The 11,700-nt window shown below is 43.3% G+C and carries 7 protein-coding genes; all 7 read left to right on the top strand.

What is annotated here, in order from left to right:
- The first annotated feature begins 66 nt into the window (after nt 1-66).
- The 7 genes from nhaC to NH462_RS05800 all read left to right on the top strand — a co-directional run bounded on the left by nhaC (nt 67) and on the right by NH462_RS05800 (nt 11,620).
- Nucleotides 67-1,548: a Na+/H+ antiporter NhaC gene (gene nhaC / locus NH462_RS05770; protein ID WP_010371552.1), complete on the top strand. Its 1,482-nt coding sequence runs from the start codon at nt 67-69 to the stop codon at nt 1,546-1,548.
- A 135-nt stretch (nt 1,549-1,683) separates the two neighbouring features.
- A complete protein-coding gene (gene pepN / locus NH462_RS05775) occupies nt 1,684-4,269 on the top strand; it encodes an aminopeptidase N (protein WP_253104773.1) in 2,586 nt (861 codons plus the stop codon).
- The gene (locus NH462_RS05780; RefSeq protein ID WP_010604628.1) at nt 4,270-4,491 is read left to right on the top strand and encodes a DUF2835 domain-containing protein; all 222 of its coding nucleotides are present in this window, start codon (nt 4,270-4,272) and stop codon (nt 4,489-4,491) included.
- 249 nt (nt 4,492-4,740) lie between these two features.
- Nucleotides 4,741-6,840, top strand: a complete 2,100-nt coding sequence (locus NH462_RS05785; RefSeq protein ID WP_253104776.1) for a DUF1302 domain-containing protein — start codon at nt 4,741-4,743, stop codon at nt 6,838-6,840.
- Between the two features lie 11 nt (nt 6,841-6,851).
- Nucleotides 6,852-8,219: a DUF1329 domain-containing protein gene (locus NH462_RS05790; RefSeq protein WP_017218691.1), complete on the top strand. Its 1,368-nt coding sequence runs from the start codon at nt 6,852-6,854 to the stop codon at nt 8,217-8,219.
- 78 nt (nt 8,220-8,297) lie between these two features.
- On the top strand, nt 8,298-9,299 hold the full coding sequence (locus NH462_RS05795; RefSeq protein ID WP_253104833.1) for a YCF48-related protein: 1,002 nt from the start codon (nt 8,298-8,300) through the stop codon (nt 9,297-9,299).
- A complete protein-coding gene (locus NH462_RS05800) occupies nt 9,299-11,620 on the top strand; it encodes an MMPL family transporter (protein ID WP_017218693.1) in 2,322 nt (773 codons plus the stop codon). The genes NH462_RS05795 and NH462_RS05800 overlap by 1 nt, the downstream gene beginning before the upstream one ends.
- The last annotated feature ends 80 nt before the right edge of the window (nt 11,621-11,700 follow it).

Raw genomic sequence — 11,700 nt, forward strand, 5'->3', positions numbered from 1 at the left:
CTCAAAACGGTATACTGCAAATAAAATAATTATAAGCATGGGTCGTCGTGCGTAGGAGTATTCCTTTTGAAACAACAAAAACAGCCGTCATTTATTGACGCTCTTATTCCGATCACTTTGTTGGTCGCTTTGCTTGGTGCTGCGGTGTACCTCTATGGTGACAGTTCATCATCAGGTCCAAACCAAATAGCCTTGCTTTTTGCAACATTCACAGCGGCGCTTGTCGGCCTAAAAAACGGTTTTACGTGGAAGACGCTTGAAGAAGCGATGATAAAGGGGATAACTATCTCTCTTGGCGCCATTATCATTTTATTGATGGTAGGTGCCTTAATAGGTACTTGGCTGCTGTCTGGCACGGTCCCAACACTGATTTATTACGGACTACAAATTATCAATCCAAGTTGGTTTTATGCCGCGAGTTGTTTGATTTGTGGGATTGTGGCGATGAGTATAGGTAGCTCATGGACGACGGCCGCAACAATAGGTGTGGCGCTATTAGGTGTGGCGACGGGGCTTGGCTTAGATCAAGTCGTGACAGCGGGTGCAGTTATTTCAGGTGCTTATTTTGGTGATAAGTTAAGCCCATTGTCTGAAACCACAAACTTAGCGCCTGCAGTCGCTGGTAGTGATTTATTTGATCATATTCAGCACATGCTTTGGACCACTGTACCTAGCTTTGTAATCGCACTTATTATATTTATTGTCATGGGCTTTAATGCTGAAGCGTCAAGCGAGGCGGGGCGAATAGATGAAATTGTTTCGATACTTCAGACTAATTTCAACATTAACCTGTTAATGCTAGTTCCTTTGCTGGTGCTGCTTGGGCTTGCTATCAAGAAGATGCCTGCTTTTCCGGCGATTTCAATCGGCGCGGTGATGGGGGCGATATGGGCAGTGCTGTTCCAAGGTGATCTTATTGCAAGTCAAATTGATGCTAGCCAAGGTGAGTTAGTGGGCTATGTGAAACTGGTGTGGGCGACTTTCTTTGATGGTTTTGCGTTGCAAACAGGCGATGCAAAAATGGACGACTTGTTAAGTGGCGGTGGCATGTCATCAATGCTAACGACAACTTGGCTGGTGATGACGGCATTGATGTTTGGCGCCATTATGGAAAAAACTGGTTTACTTGATGTCTTCGTACGCAGCATTCTTAAAATTGCAAAAAGCACGGGCTCACTAATTGCCTCGACTATTGCAACTTGTATTGGTACAAATCTAGTTGCCGCGGATCAGTACATCGCGATTGTTGTTCCTGGTCGTATGTTCAAAGAAGAATATAAAAAGCGCGGTTTGAAGAGTGTAAACCTCTCTCGCACGCTGGAAGACGGTGGCACAATCACCAGTCCACTGATCCCTTGGAACACCTGTGGTGCATATATGCAAAGTGTACTACTGATCAATCCGTTTGATTATGCCATGTACGCATTCTTTAACTTGATCAATCCTGTGCTGGCGGTTATCTACGCGTATCTTGGTATCAAGATCCTTAAAATTACGCCGCCAACGGTAAACGCGGAAGAACCGAATGAGAAAGCAGGGCAAGCGTAAAATAGCGCATTTGCAATCTTGATCAGGCCTTTTCCAACAGGTCAAATAGAAATTAAACGCCTATCCTTAGCATTGGCGATAGCAAATTTGTTTTATCACTCGCCCCTTTTTGGGGCGTTTTTGTAAGGACTATATATGACTCAAAAACCACAAGCCAAATTTCTTAAAGATTACCTTGCACCAAGCCATACCGTTGATACGCTTTGCTTGACCTTTGAGTTAAGCCCAAGAAATACCATTGTGACTGCCGTAAGTCAGTTTGTCGCTGTGAGCGATGCGACACAATTAATATTAGATGGTGTCGACTTAGAGTTAGCATCTTGTCAGGTAAATGGTGAAGAGTGGCAAAGCCTTGAAAAATCTGACTCTGAATTGATTCTTTCTAACTTGCCAAAGGCCTTTGAGCTTAAAATTGTCACTAAAATTTCGCCGCAAACAAACACCTCACTTGAAGGTTTATACCTCTCTGATGGCGCTTACTGCACGCAATGTGAAGCGGAAGGTTTTAGAAAAATCACCTACTTTATGGATAGACCTGATGTACTGACGACTTATACGGTGACGATTATCGGTGAGTCAAAGTATCGTTACTTATTATCAAATGGCAATAAAGTTGAAGAAGGGAGCTTAAGTGACGGCAGACATTTTGCAAAATGGCACGATCCGCACAAAAAACCGAGCTACTTGTTTGCCTTGGTTGCCGGCGACTTTGACGTATTAGAAGACAACTATCTCACTAAATCGGGTAGAGAAGTGAAGTTGGCGCTATTTGTCGATAAAGGCAATTTACATAAAGCTCCCCATGCTATGACGTCACTAAAAAAGGCCATGGAGTGGGATGAGTCAAGGTTTGATTTGGAATACGATCTCGATATATACATGATTGTTGCGGTTGATTTTTTCAATATGGGGGCAATGGAAAACAAGGGACTAAATATTTTTAATAGTGCCTGTGTGTTGGCAAGCCAAGAGACTGCGACAGACCGAGACTTTCACACCATTGAATCGATAGTTGGACATGAATACTTCCATAATTGGACTGGGAACCGGGTTACTTGTCGAGATTGGTTTCAGCTTAGTTTAAAAGAAGGCCTAACTGTATTTAGAGATCAGGAGTTTAGCAGTGATCTAGGTTCTCGAGGCCTAAACCGTATCGATGCAGTAATGGCGATGCGTACACATCAGTTTGCGGAAGATGCAGGGCCAATGGCACACCCAATAAGGCCACAGCAAGTTATTGAAATGAATAATTTCTATACCGTTACTGTTTATAATAAAGGCGCTGAAGTGATCCGTATGATGCATACCTTATTGGGGGAAGCAAACTTCCAAAAAGGGATGAAGCTTTACTTTGAGCGTCACGATGGACAAGCTGTGACGTGCGATGATTTCGTTAATGCAATGATGGATGCTTCTGGTGTTGATTTAACGCAATTTAAACTATGGTATGAGCAATTCGGCACGCCAAGAGTAAAAGTGGCTACAGAGTATGACGAACAGGCACAAACATACGCAATTACGGTGAGCCAAAGCCATGCCGATTGCGACCCCGTAAAAGCGCCACTGCATATTCCTTTTAAGCTAGAGCTTTTGGATGAGCAAGGTGAAAGCATCCCGTTGCTAACAAAGCACGGTGAAATACAACGGGCGTTAGATATTACTGAATTTGAACAGCGGTTTGAATTTGAGCAAGTTATAAGTAAACCGGTTCCTGTATTGCTAGAAGATTTCTCAGCACCTGTACTTATGGAGTACAGTTATTCCATTGATGAGTTACTACACATATTGCGTTTTGCGCGCAGTGATTACGCTCGCTGGGAAGCAATGCAGCAAATCTTTATGATTGAAGTTAAACGAGCGGTTACGTCTGGCGATTTCAAACTGGATCCAAAACTCCTCAGCGCGTTGTCCGCATTGGTGGAAACATTAGATGGAGACCTTGCGCTATTGGCTGAGTTATTGACTTTACCAACGTTTGATACGCTAGCTAGTCAATTTGAAATTATCCCAGTAGACAAGCTCGTTTCAATTTCCGACGCATTTGAAATGCAAATTGCGCAATCACTGCAATCGGTGTTTGAACACGCTTATTTGTCTTTGCAAGACTCAGGCTCATTAGAAGCAAAGGATGTCGCGATCAGAGCCTTTAAAAATAAAGCACTTTATTACTTAGCGAAAACAGACTCTGATAGTGTGGACAGCGCGCTAGATAATCAATTTTCATCAAGCAATATGACCACTAAGCTAGCATCACTAAAAGCAGCTGTCGCCGCGCAGCATACAAAGATGGAAAGTTTGTTCAGTCAATTCGATAGCCAATGGCGTCACGATAGCCTAGTCATGGATAAATGGTTTGCGTTAAGTGCAAGTTTATCTAATGACGAGGTGATATCGAATATAAATACGCTTTATACGCATCCTTGCTTTGACAAGGGCAATCCCAACCGTGTTCGTGCATTGATAGGAAGCTTCGCAAGAACTAACCCCGCCCAATTCCATCGTACAGACGGTATGGGCTATGCGTTATTGGGAGACCTATTAGTGGAGCTAAACAGCATCAATCCACAAAACGCGTCTCGTATGATCACGCCGTTCATGTCATGGAAGCGTTACGATGAAACGCGCCAACAGCTGATGCGCGCGCAGTTGAGTCGTTTGGCTAACTTAGAAGGCTTAAGCGACGACTTATATGAGAAGGTAGAAAAGGCGCTAGCGCAGTAGATGAAAGAGTACTTCTTTTACATGGATTTGAGCTATGACAAGTGCCTCGGTTACTACTACGGTCACTATACTTCAGTGCAAGTGATTGAAGATGGGGGGAAGAGTATTCGTTTCCCCGCAGAGCGTATTCGCCCCTTTATTTCATCAATTGGGATCAGGGGGAGGTTCCGTCTTATCTTGGATGATAGCAATAAGTTTCTATCGTTAGAAAAAGTCACTTAATCGAAGTAGAACTGCAAAACATATTTTATTTTTGTTAAATGAGTTTGTTATAAGCTTGAAATACGTGTTATAAATTATCTGGTAGGACGTCTTACCAAGAGTAAAATACGCCCCTAGAGGCGAAAAAGCGTTGATTTAGTTGAGCAGTATTTGTATTTTCGCGGTTTCGCTTCTATCGTTTAGACAACAAAAAACAATAACTCTAAGAGCTTAAGCTCTAGACATGACCCGCCAAAAGGGGGAGAAATAATGATAAAAAGATCGCTCTTTGTGAAAAACAAAATCATGCTCGGTCTTAGTGCGGCTGTAATGGGAGCTGCCGCCACGTCAGTACACGCGGCAAGTTTTGAGGTTGGTGATTTCGAAATTACCTTCGACTCAACTTTTTCTTATGGTCAAAGCATTCGCGTTGAAGAGCGTAACTTTGATTTCATCGGTAAAAGTAATCATCCACAGTTCGACTGGACAGGTTATAAAGCAACCACTGGCAATACGCTCTATTCTTCGTCACAAATCTGGTCGCAACAGGGTGCCTATTCAAATAATGGTGATGCCGGTAACCTAAATTTTGACTCTGGAGATACTTTCTCTCAGCTGTTAAAAGGTACCCATGATTTAGCGATTACCAAAGATAACTATGGTTTATTCACTCGTTTCATGTATTTCTATGACTTTGCGATGGAAGATGGTGATTTTGCATATAGCAACCCTGTTTCAGGCAAAAAAGTTGACCCATGTGAAGACGATGATACCAGAAAACAAGTCTGTTCTGATTTACGTTTACTAGATGCGTTTGTATGGGCGGATTTTGACCTGAATGATGGTAAAAACCCGCTTTCTGTGCGTTTAGGTCAGCAAGTAGTTAACTGGGGTGAAAGTACACTTATTTCCCATGGTATTAACGTCAACCCGGTGGATATTGACCGTTTGAAAGCCCCAGGCTCTGAAGTAAAAGAAGCCTTTATCCCTGTAGGTATGCTTTGGGCGTCGGTGGTGTTATCTGAGAATGTAAACCTAGAGGGCTTCTACCAATATCAATGGCATGAAACAAGGTTGCCAGCAACGGGTAGTTACTTCTCAACCAATGATTTTGCATCTGAAAATGGTTATATGCAAAATGTACAACTTGGTTTTACCTCAAACCCTGATATCGATCTGTATCACCTAACGGATGCGTTAAACAGCTTATATGCTGATGCAACGGCCGCATTGGTTGCTCAAGGCGTAGTACCAACAGCACAAGCTGTTGGCAGCGCTGCAGCGTCCATGTATATGGCTTATCCGACTAAAGTGGCGCTTAAAGGAAAAGGGAATAACGGTAAGAGCGAACCTGATGATGGTGGTCAGTACGGTTTACGCTTAGGTATTTTCTCTCCAGAGCTAAACGACACTGAATTTGGTTTGTATTACATTAATTACCACAGCCGTAGACCTTTGATTTCTGGTAAAGCATCTAATTTTACACAGCAAGCGATAATGGCGGATTTAGCTTACATCGCACAAAATCAAATTACTGCAGACAATGTCACTAACCTAAATGCCTTTACTCAAGCGCAAATTACCTACCCAGAAGACATCAAACTGTATGGCTTAAGTTTTAATACTGCGATTGGTGAAACCGCATTTGCTGGTGAAGTGGCATATAGACAAGATGAACCACTGCAGATAGATGACGTTGAACTACTTTACGCAGGTATGGTTGAGCAGTTGGCTGCTGCGGGTCTGCGTGATGATTTGGCTGGTTTATCTCAGCTTAGTCAAGGTGACGATATCGCTTATGTGGGTCCTGGTGAAGTCGCGCAAGGTTATATTTTGCGAGACACTATTCAAGCACAGTTTACTGCAACACATTTGTTCGGACCATCGCTAGGCGCAGATAGCTGGGCAGTGGTTGGTGAAGTCGGTGCTGTTACCATTAAAGACATGCCAGAGTATGATGAGCTTCGTTTGAATGTTTCAGGTACTGGCCGAAGTGGCACGATTGAGGGGCTTTCTGGCCGAGATTACAATCTTATCCACCAAGCGGTTTCAAACGGTCCAGAGACCAACCCATTCCCATCGGCTTCTGCATGGGGCTATCGCCTTATTGCTAAGGGTGAGTATAACAACCTATTCAGTGGTGTGAATTTTTCTCCACGCGTAGTGTTCTCACACGATGTAAACGGTATCACCCCGGATCCTATGTTCTTGTTCATTGAGGATCGTAAATCGCTAGGCATTAATCTTAACTTTAACTACCTAAATTCGTGGTCATTTGATTTTGGCTATAACACGTTTTGGGGTGGTGGTAAGACGAATACCTTTGCGGACCGTGATTTCATCTCATTCAACATTAAGTATTCAATTTAAGGGCTTTCGATATGTTTAGAAAACCTACATTTATCGCAGCAACAATAATTACAATGCTGTCTGCCAGTAGCGCTATGGCGAAGATGAGCGCTGACGAAGTTGCACGTTTAGGTAAAGACTTGACGCCTATCGGTGCAGAGAAAGCGGGTAATGCTGATGGCAGTATTCCTGCGTGGAATGGTGGGATCACTGCGCCTCCAGCTGGTTATGAAGTGGGCATGCACCATCCAGATCCATTTGCTGATGACAAAGTATTGTTCACGATTGATAAATCAAATTTAGATAAATACAAGTCATTGTTAAGTCCTGGTCAAATTGCGTTATTTGAAACGTATCCAGAAACGTTCAAAATGAACATCTACCCAACTAGACGCAGCGCGTCTTATCCGCAGTTTGTGTATGATGCGACAAAGAAATACGCATCTACAGCAGAGCTGATCGAAGGTGGTAACGGCATTAAAAATACTGCTATCGGTATTCCGTTTCCGGTGCCAAAAGATGGCTTAGAAGCTATCTGGAACCACCTATTGCGTTTCCGTGGCTTGTCGATTGCACGTTTCGGCGGTCAAGCGATGCCTACGGAGTCAGGGGCTTACAACATTATCGGTTTCGATGAGCAACTATTGGTTAAGTACTCTGCAACAGACGCAACCCCTGAAGCGTTGCAAGAGTCAAATATCCTGTTTAAGTTTAAGCAGCAAGTGACAGAACCTGCACGTCTTGCTGGAACTGCATTGCTTGTACATGAAACCATGGACCAAATTTTGACACCTCGTCAGGCTTGGACCTATAACGCAGGCCAGCGTCGTGTAAGACGTGCGCCAAACGTTGCATATGATGCACCAGGAACTGCGTCAGATAGCTTACGTACAACAGATGACTTTGATATGTTTAACGGCTCTCCAAACCGTTATGATTGGAAACTTGTTGGCAAAAAAGAGATGTATATCCCTTACAACAGTTACAAACTACATAGCGACAAGCTGAAGTATGATGATATCTTGATGGCCGGTCATATTAACCCAGAGCATGTACGATATGAAAAGCACCGCGTATGGGTAGTTGAAGCTAACCTGAAAGAAGGTACTCGCCATATTTACAAAAAGCGTGTGTTCTATATTGATGAAGATAGCTGGCAAATCCACGTAACGGATATCTATGATAACCGTGACCAGATGTATCGCGTTGCGATGGCACATGGTCTTAATTACTACGAAGTGCCGACACATTGGAGTACGTTGGATGTCTATCATGATCTAAACTCTCGTCGCTACCTTGCGATTGGGTTAGATAACGAAGAAGACATGTACGACTTCAGTCAGTCTTTCAACGATAACGAGTTTACTCAGGGTGCTTTGCGCCGTGAGGGTCGCCGTTAATCAAATATTATCAGGCTGAAGCAACCTCGCTTCAGCCTTCTTCCTCCTTTCCTCTCACAACTCGAGTGTTTTCTCATGATGAAGAAGTTAGTAGCAGCCTCGATTTTAACTATGGCGCATGTAGCAGTAGCCGAAAGTAGTGATCAGATCTCAGCAGAATCAGCCCTGATGGTCGCTCACCCAGAGCAAACGCTTTTCACAGATATTACAGATAACGGTGATGCGTTAATTGCGGTAGGTAAACACGGCACAATAATTATTAAACAAGAAGGGCAAAACTGGACGCAGGCAGAGGTGCCAATTCAATCACTGTTAACCTCTGTGACATTCAAAGGTAAAGATATTGGTTGGGCTTGTGGCCACGACGCCAGCATAATCAAAACCACAGACGGTGGTAAAACATGGGCGCTAAAACAATATCTACCAACATTGGAAAAGCCTTGTCTTGATATTGAGTTTATTGACCAACAACACGGCTTTGCTGTGGGCGCTTATGGCATGTTTTTTGAGACCACTGATGGTGGTGAGTCTTGGACAAAACGTTTTATCAGTGAATTTGTTCACCCCGATGATGTCGACTACTTAGCCGATTTAAAAGAGCAAGACCCCGCGGCATACGAACAAGAAACGGCATTTATTCTTCCCCATTTTAATCGCCTGTTAATCGCCGAAGGCATGATGTATCTTGCCGGTGAAATGGGACTTGTGGCACAAAGTGATGACTTAGGAAAAACATGGCAAAAATTTGAGCCTTTTTATCGTGGTTCATTTTTTGCTGTTGATCAAACATCAGATAACCAACTTATTGTTGCAGGCCTTAGGGGCAACGCATTTATTGGCAATGCACAGCAAGTAGTGCAGCTTGATACTCAAAAAACGGCGACAATAAATAGTATTGCCCACAAAGATAATGTGACCTATATGTTTGCTAACAGCGGTGTAATATTCACGTTGATAGCAGGTAAGCTAACCTCAAAACAACTAAAAAACGGCCACTCTATTTTAGCAGGCGTGGTTAAAAAGAATCAGCTAATTCTAGCGACGGAGCAGGGGATTGCTGAGGTAGAGGTGAAAAACTAATGCAAGCGTTTTTAAATCAATTGGTATACGCCATCTTTAGGCACCGTATTACCGTCGTGTCTTTTTTCGTACTGACGACGATATTTTTGGGTTTCAAAGCCACACAAATTCAGCTCGATGCCTCATTTAACAAAAATATTCCACTAAATCATGAATACATGAAAGTGTACTTGAAGCACGAAAAACAGTTTGGTGGTGCAAATAGTATTCTTATTTCTGTTTGTGATAAAGATGGTGACATCTTTAATGAGCCATTTTTCACTCAGCTAAAGGCTGTGCATGATCAACTTTATTTTATCCCTGGTGTTAATCGTCCACTGGTGAATTCAATCTTTGCACCCAGTGCGAGATTCGTTGAGGTGGTAGAGGACGGCTTTGCCGGTGGACCTATTATTCCCGCTAATTTCCAACCTACTGAACAAGGCCTAGCGGTTGTAAAGCAGAACATCGAGAAAGCAAAAGTTGTGGGTCGTATGGTTGCAAGCGATTATTCTTGTGCCATGGTAACCGCCCAGTTAATGGAAACCGATCCGCAAACTCAAGAAAAGCTTGATACCTTAGCCTTTGCGCAAAAACTAGAATCTGAGATCCGAGCGCCTCTTAGCACTGATAACGTGAGCATACATATTATTGGCTTTGCGAAAATGGCCGGTGACATTGCTGATGGTGCAAAAGGTGTAGTGCTTTTCTTTGCGTTAGCAATTGCTTTTACTTTTATTATGGTTTGGATGTTTTGTAAGAGCTTTAAGCTTACGCTGCTTCCTATTGTTTGCTCATTTATTGCTGTGATTTGGCAGATGGGCTTACTCAGTACTTTGGGTTTTGGTGTTGATCCCATGTCTATTTTGGTGCCTTTCTTAGTCTTCGCTATTGGCGTGAGTCACGGTGTGCAAATGATCAACGCGATAGGTAAAAAAGTAGCGGAAGGGGTAAGCTGCAAAGTGGCTGCTGAAGCGAGCTTTAAAGCATTACTTATCCCAGGTGGCATTGCTCTACTTTCGGACACCGTTGGCTTCTTAACTTTACTGGCAATCGACATCGGTATTATTCGTGAACTTGCTATTACTGCCAGTTTAGGGGTTGCGGTTATTATCTTTACCAACTTGGTACTGCTTCCTGTAATGGCATCGTTCTTTGAGTCTGCAAATATTAAGCGACTTGGTGATGGTAAAAATGCCAGCCATGGTATGTTTGAAGCAATGCGAGAGGCCTTGGTGAAAACCACAGACAAAAAAGTGGCCAGAGTGATTTTACTTATCAGTGCAGTACTATTTGCATTTGGCTACTGGCAATCTGAAAAAATGCGTATTGGTGATTTACATGCTGGTGCACCGGCGCTACATGAAGATGCCAGATACAACCAAGACACTTTCCTTATCTCAGACCGTTATGCCATTTCTTCTGATATCTTAAAGGTCATTGTAGAAGCGACACCTGCGGCTTGTACTGAGCACGATACAATGGAGCGTATTAGTCGCTTCCAATGGCGAGTAGAAAACTTACCGAGTGTACAATCGGCTGTTTCTTTAAGCTCCGTTGCACAAGCGGTTAATGCTGGGTACAACGAAGGTAACTTAAAGTGGCAGACGTTACCAAGAAATACCGCTTCTCTAGTTCAAGCTACCTCTCGAGTTGAGACAAGCTCAGGGCTACTTAACGGTGATTGTTCGGTGATGCCTATTATCATCTTTATGGCAGATCATAAGGCCGAATCTATCGACCATGTGATTGCGAAGATCAAAGCGTTCTCAGAAGAAGAGGGAACCGATGATGTTGCCTTTAAATTAGCATCAGGTCCAATCGGTGTGATGGCGGCAACAAATGAATCCGTTTCCGAGGCACAGGTTCCTATGATGATCTACGTGTACGGTGCGGTGATTCTGTTGTGCCTAGCGAGCTTTAGGAGCGTGCGAGCGACTATCGCAGTGGTACTACCTTTATATGTGGTATCAACGCTGGCACAGGCGCTTATGGTGCAGCTTGAAATCGGTTTAACGGTATCGACGCTACCGGTAATTGCTTTGGGTGTGGGAATAGGTGTCGATTACGGCATTTATATTCTATCCTCTATGATGGGACAGCTTAAGCAAGGTATGCCGTTGTCGGTTGCCTATCGAAATGCGCTTGCTGAACGAGGCAGTGCGGTACTGTTTACTGGTATCACATTGGCGATTGGCGTAAGCACATGGATTTTCTCTGCGCTTAAGTTCCAGGTTGATATGGGTATCCTTTTAACCTTCATGTTCTTGGTAAATATGCTGGGTGCTGTGCTGCTTTTACCGGCAATTGGAACGCTTATCTGGTCTGACCAGAAAAAATAATGTGAATAATTGTGCTCCTTTTTATTTGGTATTGGCGATTTATATCTATTTTTTGTGAATAGATGAGCAAACAGCTGAAA

Source organism: Pseudoalteromonas sp. OANN1 (assembly GCF_024124685.1).
In the GTDB taxonomy this organism is placed as follows: domain Bacteria; phylum Pseudomonadota; class Gammaproteobacteria; order Enterobacterales; family Alteromonadaceae; genus Pseudoalteromonas; species Pseudoalteromonas piscicida.

Excerpts from the sequence above, each read along its gene's own strand:
- pepN (WP_253104773.1), top strand. The coding sequence starts at position 1,684 with ATGACTCAAAAACCACAAGCCAAATTTCTTAAAGATTACCTTGCACCA.
- NH462_RS05780 (WP_010604628.1), top strand. The coding sequence starts at position 4,270 with ATGAAAGAGTACTTCTTTTACATGGATTTGAGCTATGACAAGTGCCTC.
- NH462_RS05785 (WP_253104776.1), top strand. The coding sequence starts at position 4,741 with ATGATAAAAAGATCGCTCTTTGTGAAAAACAAAATCATGCTCGGTCTT.
- NH462_RS05790 (WP_017218691.1), top strand. The coding sequence starts at position 6,852 with ATGTTTAGAAAACCTACATTTATCGCAGCAACAATAATTACAATGCTG.
- NH462_RS05795 (WP_253104833.1), top strand. The coding sequence starts at position 8,298 with ATGAAGAAGTTAGTAGCAGCCTCGATTTTAACTATGGCGCATGTAGCA.
- NH462_RS05800 (WP_017218693.1), top strand. The coding sequence starts at position 9,299 with ATGCAAGCGTTTTTAAATCAATTGGTATACGCCATCTTTAGGCACCGT.